The sequence below is a fragment of the Bartonella sp. B35(2025) genome (genome assembly GCF_053794465.1).
The window spans coordinates 278929-296809 of record NZ_CP200035.1 but is presented as its reverse complement, the minus strand read 5'-3'; the positions used below and the strand labels follow the sequence as shown (position 1 = coordinate 296809).

The following is a 17881-nucleotide window of genomic DNA, read 5'->3' as shown; positions in this document are numbered from 1 at the left end:
TTTTAAATACAATTTATAAAATCCATTTTATAGCTGAATATATTTTAAAAATACATAGAATTTAGAATATTCTTCATACCATTTTTGAATAATTTGAAAGTTTACAAAACAGATAAAATAATATTTTTTACACTTACTCTTACTGTAATTAAGATTTGCTATTACCTATTAATTATTAGGCTATCAATATAGTGCACTATATATATTTCTATAATTCATAAATAAAGAATTACAAACTAAACACTCCAAAATACAATACAAAGAGATAATATAAAAACTCAATTCAAAAATACTTATAACAATACACTATTTTAATAAATCCATTTAGTTAATATTTCAATTTTTTTGATCAATTTTATTCACTTTTAGTAATAAAAATAAATATAATATCATTATGTATTTTTATTATTTACTAATAATACATAATGATCTATATGGATATAGATCATGTCTGCTGTGAGTACTTTTGTATCTTCTTTAGTGTGTTTACTGATTATATCGATATATTTTCTTACCCACATTAAACAAAAAAATATTTGAGGTAAAACTATGATTAGAGTATTTAAAAATTATATATTAAGTTTTTTTATGGCAGTTACTTTCTTTTTTTCACAAGTTATAAGTATTAATGCAAATTATTTAAACAATAATTCTCAACGAAGGGATACTTCTATTTCTGTAATAGAACAGGAAAGGAGTAAAATAATGAATATAGCTTCTCTCCATGTTCCAAATTTAAATTATGGAGTAAATAATGAGGATACCATTGAAGGAAAAATTGAGAAAGTACTTGAACCTGTCACAATAGGAACTTTTGGTTTAGGAGTTGCTACTGGATATGGATCAACTGTAATAAGTGCACTAGTAGGATGGATAATAGCAAAAATAGTGCAATTGATCCGAGCTTACACTTAAATTTAGAAATTAGTAAGAATAAGATTTTTCAGTATAAAACATCCAGACATAGCATTATTATGTTTTCTATAAAAAACATAATGAATTATTCTATAATGAGTAACAAGGGTCGTGAATAATTCTGTATCTCTTTCAGGATATTCATTGATTTTACCTATATAGTTTTCTCATCCATATTCAATGCAAAAAGTATTTGAGGTGAAATTATGGCAAAATTATTTAAAAACCATGTATTAGGCATCTGTATATCGGTTGCTTTTTTTCTCTCGCAAATTGTGAGCGTTAATGCAAATTATTTGAAAAATAATTCTCAACAAAGTGAAATTTTCACTCTCATAGTAGAACAAGGAAGGAGTAAAGCAACAAGTATGACTACTCTCCATGCTCCAAGTTTAAATTATGAAGTAGAGAATGAGACTATCATTGAAGGAAAAATTGAAAAAGTAATCGGACCTATCACAATAGGTCTGTTGAGCACAGCCGGAGCTTTTAGTTTTGGCTGCTTGACTGGATCTGTTATGGCAATAGTCAGTGCAATAATTGGCTGGGCAATAGGTGTAATTAAAAAAAGTTAAAACTTAAATAATTTAAAACTATTCAGTTATTTTTTTGTTTTAAAATTAATATTAAAATTGCAGCTTTCCTCAAATAATTGAGGGGGCTGTTTTTTTGATTTTCATGGATAACTTTGCTAATTACAAATAGCATTACATAATACAAGCTATGGATATCCATCAGCATGAAAATTGATAATTTATAATGAAAAAAATACGTCCAAATGTATAATGCACACACATAACATCAACAAACTACCTAATGAACCATCTTACATGGATCATATTACTCATAAAAAAAATAACTGATGTAATACAAATACTTTATTATAAATCAATAATAGTAAATTAAGTCTCTGAAAAATCTTAAAAAAATACCCATCCTATATATTGATCCCAATATCCCGGTAGCTTAATAAAGAAATGTAAATTATAAAATAAGCTAGTAAATAAAAGAAGATATTTTTTAATTATAACAAAATTTTCTTTAATATTCAGTATATTGTATTGTAATATCTAAAAAATTTAATACTTTTGCTTTTTATTATTTATAAACATAAACGAACAAATTTCTATTCGTTTAATAAGCTAAATGTTGTTAAAAACATAAAATGTGCAACCTTATCAATTCACTCAAAATAAATGAAAGAAAAAGTTTATGAAATATATCAGCACAAGAGGTAAAGCTCCTATTTTAGGCTTTACTGAAACTATCATGGCTGGATTAGCCAGCGATGGTGGACTTTATCTTCCAGAAAAATTTCCTAAATTCTCCTTCGATGCATTACGAGCACTCCGTGGACAATCTTATATAACAATTGCGAAAACTATTCTTTGGCCCTTTGTGAATAATGAAATCGAATATACATCTTTTGAGAATATAATTGCTGAATCTTATGCTACTTTTCATCATCCAGCAACTTGTCCGTTGCGACAAACCGGTTCTAATGAATTTATTCTTGAACTTTTTCATGGCCCTACTTTAGCATTTAAAGATGTTGCAATGCAATTTCTCTCTAGGACAATGGATTACATTCTCACTAAAAAAAATAGACGCGCAACAATCATTGGTGCTACATCAGGTGATACAGGTGGTGCTGCGATACAAGCCTTTGCAGGAAGAGAACATTCAGATGTTTTTATTTTATTTCCTAAAGGGCGCGTATCACCCATTCAGCAACGGCAAATGACTACCAGTCATAGCACTAATGTTCACGCTATCGCCATTGAAGGAAACTTTGATGATTGCCAAGCACTTGTAAAAGAAATGTTTCATGATCATAATTTTCGCCAAAAAACAGCACTTTCAGGAGTTAACTCTATAAATTGGGCACGTATCATGGCGCAAATTGTTTATTATTTTTCATCTGCGCTTTCCCTCGGTTCTCCTGATAGACCTGTCTCATTTACTGTTCCCACCGGAAATTTTGGTGATATTTTTGCAGGTTATGTTGCTGCTCGTATGGGATTGCCTATTGCACAACTGATTATTGCAACAAATGATAATGACATCCTTGTACGTACATTAACTGATGGTATTTATGAAACACAACCTATAATTCATACGACATCACCTTCTATGGATATTCAAATATCTTCTAATTTTGAACGCTTATTGTTTGAAAGTAGTGATCGTGATGCAGTCTGGATTTGCAATGCGATGGCAAACTTAAAAAAATCAGGCCGTTTTAATCTTGATGAAAAACAACTTCAAAATATTCGTTCTCTATTTTCTGCTGGAAAAAGCAACATGGCTGAAACAGCACAAATAATTGATAGTGTTTATAAAGAAAGTGGCTATCTTGCTGACCCACATACAGCTGTTGCCCTGAAAGTAGCTCGCGAAAACAAAAAATCACATATTCCGATGGTTGTCCTTGCCACCGCTCATCCTGCAAAATTTCCTAATGTAATCAAAAATTCCTGTGATATTAATGCACCATGGGCATCGTATCTGAATGATTTAATGGAACGTGAAGAATGCTTTATAGGTCTTGCCAATAATGGAAAAATAGTAAAAGATTATATTTCTCTAAAATCACGTGCATCTTATTAAAGTTAGCTGCATTGATTCAAATCAAAAATATTCCAATACCTCTATAATAAGGTATTTGGCTTGTTTAATGGAGTCGTAAACACATGGGTGTAGATATCAGTCACCTTAGTAATGGTTTGACTATCGCCACACATACAATGCAACAAATTGACAGCGTAGCGCTCGGAATATGGATTAAAGTAGGATCACGCAACGAAACTCCTACACAACATGGTATTGCTCATCTTCTTGAACATATGGCTTTCAAAGGAACGGAAAACCGCACAGCTTTTCAGATTGCAACTGATATTGAGGATGTTGGTGGTGAAATCAATGCCACTACCAGTACTGAAACAACTGCCTATTTTGTGCGCGTACTCAAAAACGATATCCCGCTAGCTGTTGATATTCTTGCCGATATTTTGATGCATTCAAAATTTGATGAAGATGAATTAGAACGAGAAAAACAAGTGATTCTTCAGGAAATCAGTGCTGTTCGTGATGCTCCTGATGATGTGGTTTTTGATCACTTTACTGAAACGGCTTTTCGTCATCAATCCTTTGGTCGCTCTATTTTAGGAACAACCAAAACAATCCAATCCTTTACATCTGCTGACCTTTATAATTTTATGAATAAACAATATAGTGCAGACCGTATGATTGTGGTTGCTGTAGGAGCTGTACAGCATGAAAATTTCTTACGAGAAATTGAAAACTGTTTTAGTACTTTTCGCTCTCACTCAACAGCACCTCTCACTAATCTTGCTAATTATGTCGGTGGTGACTTTCGCGAATATCGTGATTTAATAGACACACAAGTTGTTCTTGGCTTTGAAGGACGAGCCTATCACGCACGTGACTTTTATGCTACTCAAATTCTTTCAATTATTCTTGGTGGAGGTATGTCATCCCGTCTTTTTCAAGAAGTGAGGGAAAAACGTGGATTATGCTATTCTATTTATGCTTTTCATTGGGGTTTTTCAGATACTGGAATCTTTGGTATTCATGCTGCCACTGGACAAGAAAAGCTAAAAGAGCTACTTCCTGTGATTCTGGCTGAACTCTCTAAGTTAAGCAAAAATATTCACGCCAATGAACTTCAGCGAGCACAAGCACAATATCGTACCAATCTCATAATCTCACAGGAAAATCCATCTACTCAAGCATATCTTATTGCCCGTCAAATACTCCTTTATGGCCGACCAATTCCAATCTCTGAAATAGTTGAGCGCTTAGAACTTATTACTCTTGAAAGACTAACTGATTTAGCTGATCGTCTTTTTATTAATTCTACTCCAACATTAGCAGCTGTCGGACCTGTTGGTTCTCTTATGAATTTTGATGATTTAACATCAATTCTTTCATCTAATACAAAATAAGATTAAATAAAATCTTCCAAGTACTTTAGGCCATATTAATGCTTTTAAATAAAATGTATAATAACGTACACATATTTTATGATAAAATTTACCATAAAAATTCTTTTCTCTGAATAAATTTTAGAAATATTTATCAAAGAAGTATACAAAACTATCCAATTAACGCTTTATGTGATAAAGCATTTAATAAACAAAGATATATCTGCAAAATTTGAAAATTAATGGTTTAATTTTATCCTTCAAAAATATTTAATTCCATCAATTTCAAGTTTCATTAAAGAAAACAGGTATTTTATCTATCTTTGTATAAAATCGTATAACTTTTTCAAAAAAATGTGATAACCGCTTATTATATACAATAAACTATAAAAGGTGGACGTATTTTCTCAAAAATATAAGTTAAAATTAAATATTCTAAAATACTGAGAGTAAAACACTGTGAAGAGTTTACGTAAAATAATTAATATAATTTTTATTGTAACAGTTAATTTCTTTATCCACCTTATGTCAGCGCATGCAATTGAGCCAGTAAAAATTTCTTCTCAAGATATTGTTCTTGATCTCTCAAAAGCGATTGAAATTCATCATACAAACGACTCTATTTTTCAAACAAGTACAACACCAAGACCAGATGGTATTGTATGGCGTATTGAAGTACAGGCAAAAAGTGAAAAATTTTCTGGAAATTGGGCAGTATTTTCTCTTGCAAATCCAACAGATGAACAAATTGATCGACTTATTGTCGCACCACATTATCGTATGGCTCGTTCAGGCATTATTTGGCCAGATCTTGGCTCAGCACGTATTCAATCTATCACTCCAAGCGAAGGTTTTTCTCTTGATCGTCAAACGAGTGCAAACTCAGATATCTTTCATATTACACTTAATCCTGGTGCTATCATTACATTTGTTGCTGAGCTTAACTCTGCAAATCTACCACAAATCTATTTGTGGCAACCCGAAGCTTATAAAGATGCAATAAATTCTTATACGCTTTATCATGGTATTCTTCTTGGTATATCAGGCCTTTTAGCACTCTTATTAACCGTTCTCTTTGTCGTCCGTGGAACAAGCCTCTTTCCTGCAACAGCAGCTGTCGCTTGGGCTGTCCTTTTTTATATTGGTATTGACTTTAATTTTTTAAACAAATTCTTTGCAATTACATTAACAACACAACCGATCTGGCGTGCTAGTACAGAAGTAGCGCTTGCTGCCACACTCTTCATTTTCCTTTTTACTTATCTATGTCTTAGCCGCTGGCACTATCATTTCAGCTATGGTGCAATCGCATGGATCATAGCCCTTTGTTGTCTGGGAGCATTTGCTGTTTATGATCCAACTAAAGCAGCTGGAATCGCTCGTTTATCATTCAGCATCACCACCATAATTGGCATACTCTTAATTAGCTATTTTTCGATTCGGAGCTATGACCGTGCAATCATGCTTATCCCAACATGGCTGCTTATTAGCCTTTGGTGTTTTGGAGCTTATGTTTGCATAGCAGGGTATTTAGATAATGACATTATCCAACCAGCCTTAGCAGGCGGACTAGTGCTCATTGTTCTTCTCATAAGCTTTACAGTCATGCAACAAACTTTTTCCCATGATGCTTTTCATGAAGGAATATTTTCTGACCTTGAGCAACAAGTGCTTGCAGCAAAAGGAGCTGGAAATATTATTTGGGACTGGAATATCGAACGTGACAGAATTATTGTTCATCCAGATATAGCAACTACCTTTGGTACTGAAACTAAAAAACTTAATGGCTCTATGCGTAACTGGATTTCAGCCTTACACTACGATGATCGTGAGCGTTTTCAAGCTGTATTAGATATCATTCTTAAAAATAAAAAGGGACGTATTGATCAAATTTTTCGACTTTCTTCTGGCGGTGGCTATTATCACTGGTTTTCTCTTCGCGCACGTCCAGCTATGCAAAAAGATGGAAAAATTACACGTATTATTGGAACCATGGTCAATATTACCAATCACAAAAAAGCCGAAGAACGCTTATTGCATGATGCAATTCATGACAGTTTAACTGGCCTTCCTAATCAACAAATTTTCTTCGATAGACTACAAAATTACACCTCTTTAGCTAAAGCAAATATCAAAATTAGGCCAACTGTCTTTATGATTGATTTTGACAATTTCCGTCAAATTAATCGTGAATTGGGCATAGCTGTTGGTGACACTGTACTACTCATAATTGCACGACGTTTGAGTCGTCTCATTAATTTTCAAGATACCCTATCTCGCCTTTCTGCAGACCGTTTTGCAATCATTTTACTCAGCGAAGATGAACCACAGAAAATTGCAGCATTTGCAGATCATCTGCACAAAACAATCTCAGCACCTATTTCACTTTCAGAAAAAAAAATATCGCTTTCAACATCAATTGGATTAGTTACATGGAGTGAAAGTAGATCAACTGCTAAAGATATTTTTAATGATAGTGAATTAGCGATGATTCGTGCAAAACAAATGGGGGGTAATCATATTGAACCTTTTCGTCCTAATTTTCGTACTTTGGGTCTTGAGCATAACAGCATGGAGCAAGATATTCATCTTGCTATACAGCGCAATGAAATAAAAATCCTTTATCATCCTATTCTTAATTTATCTAATGGACAAATTATTGGTTTCGAAACAATCGTAGAGTGGCATCATCCAAATTATGGCAATTTAAATATTTACGATTTTATCAAAATTGTTGAAAATGAGCAGATTGTTATGGAATTGGCACAATTCATTATCGATAATGCTGTTATTGATCTTACAAATATACAGGAAAAATTTTTCCAACAATCTTTCTTTATTTCAATCAATTTACCAAGCACAGAAATGGTTCATCCTAACTTCATAAGTCAATTGCGCTCTACTTTGCTTCGTTATCCGCTAAAAAAAGGGTGCTTGATGATAGAAATACCTGAGTTTGTCTTAAGAAAAAATCCTGAACAATCAGCATATTTTCTTGAACAAATTAAAGCATTAGGAATGAATCTTGCATTAGATAATTTTGGAACAGGTTACTCATCACTTGCTTATCTCACCCGTTATCCATTTGACATGGTTAAATTGGATCGTTCCCTCATTTCAATTGATTTACCCAAGAAAAAACTTGTTCTCAAGTCCATTATCAATATGGCAAATGATCTTAATTTACAAATTATCGCGGAAGGTGTTGAAAATGAAAAGGAAGCTATTTTTCTCCGCCAAGAAGGCTGTAAATATGTTCAAAGTACACTTATTACTAAACCAATTACCATCGAAGAATTAATTACTTTAGTTCAAAATCACTTCCCTTATTAAATCAAAACATAGTCAATAGAACATTGTAGAATATAAAGCTTGAAAAATCTCGGTATTCTCTATGCATGACCCATCTCAGAAACAAGATAGGTTGGGTTGATTCCCATTCGAACTAAACTCTCATCGTATTTACCACTTAAATCACTTTCAAAAAGGAAACTAGGTGATGTAGGGCTAATTAGCCAGCTATTTGTAGAAATTTCTGCCTCGAGCTGTCCAGCTTTCCATCCAGTATAACCTAGTGCTACAAGTGATTGTTGAGGGCCTTGCTCACAACTAATTGCTTTCAATATATCAATGGTTGCAGTAAAGTAGATTTTATCTGAAACGGGAACAGTCTCTTCACAGGTGTAATCATCTGAATGAAGTACAAAGCCGCGTGAAGGATCAACAGGTCCACCATAGCGTACAGGAAATTTTTTTATTGGATCAGAAAGATATTTTACCTGAGTATCGTTTATTACCCCAAGATGAAACAAAAGCTCTGGAAAATCAACATGATGTAATTGATTGAGAATAATTCCCATAGCACCAGCATCAGAATGTGCACAAATATAAATAACAGAACGAATAAATCGTTTATCATTCATTCCAGGCATTGCTATGAGCAACTGCCCATTTAAAAAGCCGTTACGCTCCTTCATAAGCCTGTTATTCTCCATTAGATGTTAAAATTTAATTTAATTAATACAAAAAGAAAATAAAACTCAAATAAAAAAATTCAAATCTTGACAAAGCTATAAGGCATCTAAATTGTCTTTCATAAAAAAATTTTATTCATTTTAGGCTTAATATTTATTTTTAGAATTATTTTACTTCTCAGTAAATACTCAAACAGAACAAAAATTATACCTTCTTGCAAAACCTTAATATAAATCAGATAGGTTAAATTAAATTAGCTATAAACCATCTCTTTTTAAAATAAGAAACGATCTTATTGAAATTATACTAGATTAAGTGGAAGTTACATTAGCGTAATCTAAAAAATTCAGGCATGGCACCATTTTTTAGCTTTAATCAACAGATTTTTTATAAAATTTTATTCCACATAACAGTTTTATAAAACTAAAAACAACTCGTCATTATGTTATAAAAGTAAAATTAGATTATTCTTTAATATCACTGATTTAAGCCAAAATTTAAATAGCTCTCTAAATTTTTTATTATGTAATAAATCTTGTATTCCATTTTCTGTTAATTTTAATTTTTCACCATCTTCTCCAAAAAAACAAACATTTTCCTATATTTTTCTTAAAGAATACCCCCACTATCCTACTCTATATAACATATTATAAATTTAAATTAGTACTGAAAAAGACAAAAATATTCTCTTTGCAAAAATACAAAGCAACAACAAATCATATCTTTATTTCTTTATTTTTAGATAGAGAAGAAATATAAATTGAGTCAGTAAAAGAAATTAAAAATTTTTTATACAGTTTCTGTTAAATGGTACACCTTAGGTAAAATATTCATATTCCACACGCAGCAAAACTGTATTGCAGCTTTGTAATAAAAAAGAAAATTTTTTCCCAAAAACTATACTGAAAAGTACCCATTTTTACGATATTCCGCAATTGCCTGACGTGCAAGCTCATCCGCACGCTCATTATCTGGATGGCCAGCATGCCCTTTTACCCAATGCCATCTGATGACATGATAAGAACAAGCACTCTCAAGAGCTTGCCATAACTCCATATTTTTAACAGGCTTTTTTGACGCAGTACGCCAATTATTTTTTTTCCAACCCTCAATCCACAAAGATATACCGTTACGCACATAAACTGAGTCTGTATAAAGATCGACTGAACAAGATTCTTTCAGTGCTTTTAATGCACAAATTGCTGCCATCAGTTCCATTTGATTGTTAGTCGTGTGTGCTTCTCCACCATAAATCTCACGTTCACGATTATTCCAACGTAAAATCGCTCCCCACCCCCCAATTCCAGGATTACCTGAGCAAGCACCATCCGTATAGATTTCAACTACTTTTTTTTGATTTAACATAAAATTTAAAAACCAAATTCACTTAGCGAATCTACATTACTGAAAAAACAAAGCTTGTGCCAATATTCCCATGGATCTTTCTTCACTACAAAACTATCTGATGGTGTATTGAACCAATCATAAAGGCGTGTAAGTAAAAAGCGTAAAGCTGCACCACGTGCCAACAAAACAATCATATTTAATTCTAAAGGTACCAATGGCCTAATTTTTTGATAATTTTCTAGCAACCTACGTGCTTTAATCAGATTATAAGAACAATCATATTCAAAACACCAAGCATTCAAGCAGATAGCTAAATCATAAGCCAAAAAATCATTACAAGCAAAATAAAAATCTATAATACCAGAAAGACGATGATTCAAAAAAAATACATTATCGGTAAATAAATCAGCATGAATAATACCCGTAGGTAAATTTGATGGCCAATTTTTTTCTAAAAAAACCAACTCTTTATCAATTTTTTTTCCAAATTCTTGCAATAAGGGATCTTTTTTTTCTTGGCAACGCATCCATAATGATTTCCACTCTACAATAGAAAGAGTATTTTTGCGGCTAAGTCCAAAATCTTGCCCTGCTAAATGCAGTTGTGCCAAACCAGTACCCACTTCGCAACAGTGATGTACATCTGGTTGGCGAATCCATACACCTTCAAGAAAAGTAATAATAGCGGCAGGACGTCCTGATAATTCACCAATTGTCGTACCATCATTTTGCATAACGGGCTGAGGACAAGAAATTCCCCGCTGTCCTAAATGCTGCATAAGTTTACAAAAAAAAGGTAAATCATTTTTTAAAATACGCTTTTCATAAAGTGTTAAAATAAATCTTCCTTCCGTTGTATGAAGCATAAAATTTGAATTTTCGATACCTTCGGCTATGCCTTGATAAGACAAAAGACAACCTATTGAATAATGTGTTAAAAACACCTTCAAATCATTCTGATTAATCTCGGTATAAACTGCCATTATTCTACTTTCATTTTAAGCATTTATGCATCATAATTTTTGCTTCCCGTTGTTTTAACTGTGCCATTAACAAAAGCCATATCTTGAGACGTTAAAACAGTATCACGTAATTCACGATTAACTAAAAACCTTTCTGTTTCTACTTCAGATTCAGCTAATTCGATCTTAACATCATAACGCTTACGAAAAGCTGTAATAATTTCATCAACGATAATTTCAGGAGCAGATGCCCCAGCTGAAAGACTAACAACTGAAATAGAACCCAAATGATCAAAATCAATTTCATTAACATGTTGAACTAAAATAGATCGACGTGCACCAAATTTTTTAGCAACCTCTACCAAACGTTGCGAATTGGACGAGTTTGGTGCACCAACAATCAAAAACAAATCACTTCCTAATGCCGCTGCTTTAACAGCATTTTGTCGGTTCGTAGTAGCATAGCAAATTGATTCGGCAGCAGGTGCTTTCAATGCAGGAAAGCGCCTTTGTAATACATCAAGAATCATTGCCGTATCTTCAATAGAAAGTGTTGTTTGGGTTACAAAGCCCAATTTATTGGGATCATCTGGCTGATAATGCAAAGCATCTTCTACCGTCTCAATCAACGTCACAGCCCCTTTTTCAAGCTGTCCCATTGTTCCTATCACTTCAGGATGACCAGAATGGCCAACCAATATAACATGACGATCATGGCGCCTATGCCGTATTGCTTGTTTATGAACCTTAGAAACCAGTGGGCATGTTGCATCAAGATAGAATAGATTATAACGATGCGCTTCTTCCTGTACAGATTTTGGTATACCATGAGCAGAAAATATAACAGGTTGACCACGATGCTCTTCTGGAATCTCATCAAGTTCTTCCACAAAAATGGCTCCACGCTGCTGCAATCCCTCAACCACATAGTGATTGTGTACAATTTCATGGCGCACGTATACTGGAGCACCATATTTTTTTAACGCAAGAAGAACAATCTGAATAGCACGATCGACTCCTGCACAAAATCCACGTGGGCTACAAAGACGCATTGTTAAAGGAGAAAGTACAGACATAAACTATCCTTAATATCTATAACTTTGATCACGTATTCAGGCAAACTACAGTTATGTACTACACAAGCAATGAAAAGGGAAAAAGCTGCAAATACCACTCACTTTTAGAATAACACTATATATATGACACACTGTTATGATATTTTGTGCAAGTAAAATTACTTTAAGTTTACTTTTCAAATTTTACTATACTAACGAACAATAAAATAGCAAACAAGGGATTCAATTAAAAGAACCCCGAATATAGCAGCCAAATAAAATAAAGAAAAGAAAAAAACCTTTTTTGCCATTAAAATAGTTACTTCATGCGTATCAGCTTTCCACAAACCATAAACAAAATAAGTAAAAATAATGCTCAAAATTGTCGAAAAAATACCATAAAAAATCCCTGCAAAGCCGGTAATATAAGGTCCAGCAGCACAAATTATCATAAGAATAGTATAGAATAAAATCTGTTTTTTTGTTGCACGTTCACCTCGCACATTAGGCATCATAGGAATACCTGCCGCACCATAATCAAGAGATGAAAATAAAGAAAGAGACCAAAAATGTGGCGGAGTCCACATAAAAATAATTAAAAATAATAAAAAGCTGTCAATACTCACTGTACCCGTTGCGGCAGACCACCCAATCATAGGTGGAAAAGCACCAGATGCACCACCAATTACAATATTTTGTGGTGTGATACGTTTTAGCCAAATTGTGTAAATAACCACATAAAAGAAAATCGTAAAAGCAAGAAAAAATGCTGAAAACCAATTAATAAAAATTCCCATAAACAAAACTGAAAGTAGAGAAAGAGCTAAACCAAAAACAAGTGCTCTACCACGACTAATTTTACCAGTAGGAATAGGACGATTTTTAGTACGTTCCATTACTGCATCAATGTCAGCATCATACCACATATTAAGTGCTCCCGCACTACCACCGCCAACAGCAATACACAGGATTGCTAAAAAAGCACAAAATGGATTCATGGAAATGGGTGATACAACCAATCCTACTAAAGCTGTAAATACAACAAGCGACATCACCCGTGGTTTTAATAGTATGATATAATCATAAATATTCGATTCTGGTGGGATAGATTTACCACGTGTAGTCGATGATTCTCTTGAAACAGACATTCCACTCAAAGACCTTTTCAATTTTTGTCATTCAAAAGTAGATACCATGCAGCATAAAAGAATGAAAAATTAATATTTCTGTGCTTTTGAGAACATATAGGATACCTCTCTCTTAATGTATCCACTAAAAATAGAGCGGTAGTATTTATAGCAAAAATATATTTTTTCAATATACATCGATTTCCTACATTTCAAATATTTTATAGAAAAATATACTCCATCCAACCTCATTAATGCATGTTAAAGGTTCTATATCCTATAAGATACTGTTTTTGCATTTTTCTTTTATTTCATTAATATATATTAATATATTTTAGTGGATACTAACTTTGTGTTATAATTTTAGGTCAAGAATTCACTTTTTAGGAAAAATTTATGTACAATAGCATTGTGCTGATTCAAATAGGAATTTCTTTGGTGCTTTATAAATTACTTAAAAAAACTTTCTTTGTTGGTACAATTATTTATATATCTTGTAACATTTTTACCAATCATGCTGTTGCACAAAAATCTGACATACAAAATATCCCCAACCAACAAACTTATGGTGCATGGATAAAAGTTTGTTCTCTACCACTGGGTACACCTAATATACAATGTGAAGCTGTACAAAACGTATATATACAAAATCGCCCTGATATTAACCTCCGCATTACGTTTTATAAATTACCTAAAAATCAAGGAGCTTTAATGCGTGTTATTGTTCCAATTCAAGTTGAACTGCGCCTTGGTGTTGGTATAAAAATTGATGGTAAAGATATGGAAAAAATAGAATATCGTCGTTGCCTTGGTGATAATTGTGTTGCTGAAGCTCTTCTTAAAGATGATGTTTTAAAGTTCTTCTTAGAAGGAAAAATGGCCACTTATTTTATCTTTACAACCCCCGAGCAAGGAATCGGAGGACTCGTTGATCTTCACGGTCTTAGGGATGCTTATGATGCTTTGCCACAATAATAAAAATTATTCACAAATATTGACTAATCCGTACATTAAATAGCTTTTTTATAACTTATTAAATAAAGTAAATGGAAAATTTTCGAGTATCGATGAGAATAGGATAATGACTATGAAATCGCTGATTGATCATTTTGATATCGCTTCCACAAAAGTGCAATCACTTGTAGAAGAAACTCTTCATAAAGCTGATGATGGTGAACTTTACCTCGAATATGTAGAAAGTGAAGCACTTTTATTTGATAATGGTCAGCTCAAAAATGGCTCATTTCATAAAGATATAGGATTTGGTCTACGCGTTGTTGCCGGAGAAGTGACAGGATATGCACACTCTGGAGAATTATCAGCTGCTGCACTCAAACATGCTAGTGAAGTCGCTAAAGCCGTTACCTATAATAATCATGTGGGATCTTATAGCACAGCACCAAAACAAACAAACAAAAAACTCTATCAACCAAATAATCCTCTCGATACTCCATCATTTGAAGAAAAAAGTATTCTTTTACAAAAAATTGACACTTATTTACGCAACAAAAATGATAAATTACATCAAGTAACCATTTCTCTTTCCGGTTCACTACAGCATGTTGAAATTTTACGTGCTGACGGGCGTTTTATCCGTGATATCCGTCCTCTTGTACAGCTTGCAATATCTGTAGTTGTAGCTGATGGTAATCGACGTGAAAATGGCTACTATGGATGTGGTGGACGACAAGTATTTAGCAAATTCATCAGCGAAGAAAATTGGAAAAAAGCTTCCGATGAAGCTCTACGTATGGCTTTGGTAAATTTAGAAGCAGAAGCTGCACCGGCGGGAACATTCGATGTAGTATTGGCTAATGGATGGCCTGGTATCATGCTTCATGAAGCTGTTGGACATGGTTTAGAAGGTGATTTCAATCGCAAAAAAACATCTGCTTTTTCTGAACTTCTGGGTCAACAAGTTGCAGCAAAAGGTGTGACAATCGTTGATGATGGTACTATTCCTGAATGTCGCGGTTCAATCACCATTGATGATGAAGGAACACCATCAGGTTGTAATATTCTTATTGAAGATGGGAAACTTGTTGGTTTTATGCAAGATAGGCTCAATGCTCGACTTATGGGTGTTCATCCAACTGGAAATGGACGACGTGAATCTTACGCACATATACCGATGCCACGGATGACTAATACAATAATGTTAGGAGGAGATAAAACTCCTGAAGAAATTTTATCCTCACTAAAAAATGGTATTTATGCTGTTTCATTTGGTGGAGGACAAGTTGATATCACTTCTGGAAAATTCGTATTTGAATGTACCGAAGCTTACCGAGTAGAAAATGGTAAAATTGTAGCACCAATTAAAGGTGCAACCCTTATAGGAAACGGACCAGAAGCGATGAAACGTATTACATTGATTGGTAATGACAGTAAACTCGATAATGGTGTAGGTATGTGTGGAAAAGCTGGGCAAAATGTCCCTGTTGGCGTAGGACAACCTCATCTACGAATCAATAATATGACGATTGGTGGAACAGAAATTTCATAAATCCTACTAGATGTGTTTAACTAAATAACTTTTAGTATCTTGTAAATAAGCTAGAATTTCCAGCCCATTTTTGTTGTACGCTTACTCAAAATAGCGATAATTTCAACATGCGGTGACCATAAAAATTGATCAATTGGTATAATTTTTTCTATTGTATAGCCACCAGCAACAAGAAGAGATACATCACGGGCGAACGTGACAGGATTGCATGAAATAGCTACTATACGCGGAATCGTTGTCTTAGCTAATTCATGTACCTGTTCTTTCGCACCAGCACGTGGAGGATCAAAAACAACGCTATCAAATCGCTCAAGTTCCTTTGTAGAAAGTGGACGACGAAAAAGATCACGTTTTTCACAAGTTACTGTTTTTAAATTAGTCGCAAAACGTGCTGCACAATCTAAATTTGCTAACGCTGCCCCATTACTCTCTATTGCATGAACATTCATCTTTTTAGCCATACGCAAAGTAAAAGTTCCCACGCCTGAAAATAAATCAACAGCATTCTTTGCTTTTTTTAAATGATTTAAAATAATATCACTCATGATATTTTCTGCTTCAACAGTCGCTTGAAGAAAACCACCAGGAGGAAGCTCAACACAGATATTCCCAAAATAAACCAATGGTTTTTCTTGTTCAACTAAAACTTCACCTTCAACGGATAAACGTGTGATTCCACGAGAAAGAGCTGTATAAATCACTTTTTGTCGAATAAATTCATCCCGTACAGCACAACCATTTAAAGCAACATCCAAGCCATTCTCAACAGACGTTATTGTAACATGAAAACGTTTAGTATCATTGCTTAAAAGAACGCAAAGCGCCCTAATATCATCTAATTTAGATATAATCTCTGGACGCGTAATTGGACATTCTTTAAGATTTACAACATCATGAGATAGATAATAATTAAAACCAAATCTATAGTTTTGCTGAATTAGTGATGATGTTAAAGTGATGCGTCGGCGATTATAATGTCCACAGTCAATTAAAGGAGAAACCATAACATCAAGCCCATACCTTTTCAGCATATCAATAACTAATTGTCGTTTCCAAGAACGATAAGCATCAGGATGCCAATGCTGAAGCATACATCCTCCACATTTCTCAAAATGCTGGCAAATAGCATCAATACGTTTTAATGATTTTTTTTTAAAGGCAATAAGTTTTCCATATTTTCCATGTAAAAAAATGTCAACAATTTCCCCTGGTAAGGTAAAAGGAATATAAACTAAACCATGCGAAGTTTTGGCAACACCATGACCGCTCGCTCCAATATGATCAATGATCACGCTACTCTTCACTCTTTTTTTCTCCGAACAACAAATATTCTAGGTTGCCATCACTACCAGCAATAGGTGAAGGAAGTAAATCTTTTGCAATCCAGCCTATTTGAGTATTTAGCCAGTCAAAAAGCTCTTCAGCTGTTTTTTTTGCTATTAATGGATCTTTCAATATCCCTCTTTTTCCTATACCTTCTCGACCAATTTCAAATTGAGGTTTTACTAATAAAACTGCTTGAGCTCCCTTTTTGGCAAGAGACAAAGCAGGAGGTAATGCAAGCTTGAGAGAAATAAAACTAACATCTGAAACTATTAGATTAATCTCTCGGCCACCTAAATGTTTCTGTTTCAAATCTCTAACATTCAAGCCTTCTAATAAAGTTACTGCACTGTTACCAGATAAGCACGCATCAAGTTGATTATGACCAACATCAACAGCAATAACATGTGCTACACCACGTTCCAAAAGGACTTGCGTAAAACCACCTGTTGATGCACCAATATCAAGAGCAGTTATTTTAGTTGTTATAATTGGAAATGAATCAAGCGCACTGATTAATTTTAACGCTGCTCGTGAAACATAGTTCTTTGCAGGATCACAAACTACAATTTTTGCATCATCAGAAATGAGTTGCCCAGCTTTACAAATTATTTTTCCATCGACATTAACTGTTTGCCGCACAATCGCATCTCGTGCCCGTGAACGCGTAGTAAAAAAAAATTTTTCAACTAGAAGAACATCTAGCCTTTTTTTAGCGGCCATT

At 33.7% G+C, this 17881-nt stretch carries 14 protein-coding genes; 7 read left to right on the top strand and 7 right to left on the bottom strand.

Going from position 1 to position 17881, the window contains the following annotated elements; genetic code table 11:
- Positions 1–705 precede the first annotated feature (705 nt).
- The 5 genes from V4P56_RS01175 (at position 706) to V4P56_RS01155 (ending at position 8195) form a co-directional block, all read left to right on the top strand.
- Positions 706–915 carry a hypothetical protein gene (locus tag V4P56_RS01175; RefSeq protein WP_455482273.1) on the top strand — a complete coding sequence of 70 codons (210 nt, stop codon included), beginning with the start codon at positions 706–708 and terminating at the stop codon, positions 913–915.
- Between the two features lie 206 nt (positions 916–1121).
- Entirely contained in the window at positions 1122–1490 is a 369-nt protein-coding gene (locus V4P56_RS01170; RefSeq protein WP_455482272.1) for a hypothetical protein, read from the top strand.
- A 637-nt stretch (positions 1491–2127) separates the two neighbouring features.
- Positions 2128–3525, top strand: a complete 1398-nt coding sequence (gene thrC / locus V4P56_RS01165) for a threonine synthase (RefSeq protein ID WP_455482271.1) — start codon at positions 2128–2130, stop codon at positions 3523–3525.
- Between the two features lie 83 nt (positions 3526–3608).
- Complete coding sequence (locus V4P56_RS01160) at positions 3609–4883, top strand: M16 family metallopeptidase (RefSeq protein WP_455482270.1); 1275 nt, start codon at positions 3609–3611, stop codon at positions 4881–4883.
- A gap of 438 nt (positions 4884–5321) precedes the next feature.
- Complete coding sequence (locus V4P56_RS01155; protein WP_455482269.1) at positions 5322–8195, top strand: EAL domain-containing protein; 2874 nt, start codon at positions 5322–5324, stop codon at positions 8193–8195.
- A 59-nt stretch (positions 8196–8254) separates the two neighbouring features.
- Here the strand turns inward: V4P56_RS01155 and V4P56_RS01150 are convergent, their stop codons facing one another.
- The 5 genes from V4P56_RS01150 to cyoE form a co-directional block, all read right to left on the bottom strand.
- Entirely contained in the window at positions 8255–8839 is a 585-nt protein-coding gene (locus V4P56_RS01150) for a YqgE/AlgH family protein (RefSeq protein WP_455482268.1), read from the bottom strand.
- A gap of 895 nt (positions 8840–9734) precedes the next feature.
- Positions 9735–10202: a ribonuclease HI gene (gene rnhA / locus V4P56_RS01145; RefSeq protein WP_455482267.1), complete on the bottom strand. Its 468-nt coding sequence runs from the start codon at positions 10200–10202 to the stop codon at positions 9735–9737.
- A 5-nt stretch (positions 10203–10207) separates the two neighbouring features.
- Complete coding sequence (locus V4P56_RS01140) at positions 10208–11167, bottom strand: homoserine kinase (RefSeq protein ID WP_455482266.1); 960 nt, start codon at positions 11165–11167, stop codon at positions 10208–10210.
- A gap of 23 nt (positions 11168–11190) precedes the next feature.
- On the bottom strand, positions 11191–12222 hold the full coding sequence (gene ispH, locus V4P56_RS01135) for a 4-hydroxy-3-methylbut-2-enyl diphosphate reductase (RefSeq protein ID WP_455482265.1): 1032 nt from the start codon (positions 12220–12222) through the stop codon (positions 11191–11193).
- A gap of 191 nt (positions 12223–12413) precedes the next feature.
- Positions 12414–13349, bottom strand: a complete 936-nt coding sequence (cyoE, locus tag V4P56_RS01130; protein WP_455482264.1) for a heme o synthase — start codon at positions 13347–13349, stop codon at positions 12414–12416.
- Positions 13350–13724: 375 nt separating this feature from the next.
- On the opposite strand from cyoE, the gene V4P56_RS01125 reads away from it, so the two are divergent.
- Together V4P56_RS01125 and tldD are read left to right on the top strand one after the other, a co-directional pair.
- Complete coding sequence (locus V4P56_RS01125; protein ID WP_455482263.1) at positions 13725–14303, top strand: invasion associated locus B family protein; 579 nt, start codon at positions 13725–13727, stop codon at positions 14301–14303.
- A gap of 112 nt (positions 14304–14415) precedes the next feature.
- On the top strand, positions 14416–15834 hold the full coding sequence (gene tldD, locus V4P56_RS01120; RefSeq protein ID WP_455482262.1) for a metalloprotease TldD: 1419 nt from the start codon (positions 14416–14418) through the stop codon (positions 15832–15834).
- 50 nt (positions 15835–15884) lie between these two features.
- Here tldD and V4P56_RS01115 read toward each other — a convergent pair whose 3' ends face one another.
- Positions 15885–17138: a class I SAM-dependent RNA methyltransferase gene (locus tag V4P56_RS01115; RefSeq protein ID WP_455482261.1), complete on the bottom strand. Its 1254-nt coding sequence runs from the start codon at positions 17136–17138 to the stop codon at positions 15885–15887.
- Entirely contained in the window at positions 17128–17880 is a 753-nt protein-coding gene (locus tag V4P56_RS01110; protein WP_455482260.1) for a TlyA family RNA methyltransferase, read from the bottom strand. The genes V4P56_RS01115 and V4P56_RS01110 overlap by 11 nt, the downstream gene beginning before the upstream one ends.
- Between the last annotated feature and the right edge of the window lies 1 nt (position 17881).

Excerpts from the sequence above, each read along its gene's own strand:
- V4P56_RS01175 (WP_455482273.1), top strand. The coding sequence starts at position 706 with ATGAATATAGCTTCTCTCCATGTTCCAAATTTAAATTATGGAGTAAAT.
- V4P56_RS01170 (WP_455482272.1), top strand. The coding sequence starts at position 1,122 with ATGGCAAAATTATTTAAAAACCATGTATTAGGCATCTGTATATCGGTT.
- thrC (WP_455482271.1), top strand. The coding sequence starts at position 2,128 with ATGAAATATATCAGCACAAGAGGTAAAGCTCCTATTTTAGGCTTTACT.
- V4P56_RS01160 (WP_455482270.1), top strand. The coding sequence starts at position 3,609 with ATGGGTGTAGATATCAGTCACCTTAGTAATGGTTTGACTATCGCCACA.
- V4P56_RS01150 (WP_455482268.1), bottom strand. The coding sequence starts at position 8,839 with ATGAAGGAGCGTAACGGCTTTTTAAATGGGCAGTTGCTCATAGCAATG.
- rnhA (WP_455482267.1), bottom strand. The coding sequence starts at position 10,202 with ATGTTAAATCAAAAAAAAGTAGTTGAAATCTATACGGATGGTGCTTGC.
- V4P56_RS01140 (WP_455482266.1), bottom strand. The coding sequence starts at position 11,167 with ATGGCAGTTTATACCGAGATTAATCAGAATGATTTGAAGGTGTTTTTA.
- ispH (WP_455482265.1), bottom strand. The coding sequence starts at position 12,222 with ATGTCTGTACTTTCTCCTTTAACAATGCGTCTTTGTAGCCCACGTGGA.
- cyoE (WP_455482264.1), bottom strand. The coding sequence starts at position 13,349 with ATGTCTGTTTCAAGAGAATCATCGACTACACGTGGTAAATCTATCCCA.
- V4P56_RS01125 (WP_455482263.1), top strand. The coding sequence starts at position 13,725 with ATGTACAATAGCATTGTGCTGATTCAAATAGGAATTTCTTTGGTGCTT.
- tldD (WP_455482262.1), top strand. The coding sequence starts at position 14,416 with ATGAAATCGCTGATTGATCATTTTGATATCGCTTCCACAAAAGTGCAA.
- V4P56_RS01110 (WP_455482260.1), bottom strand. The coding sequence starts at position 17,880 with ATGGCCGCTAAAAAAAGGCTAGATGTTCTTCTAGTTGAAAAATTTTTT.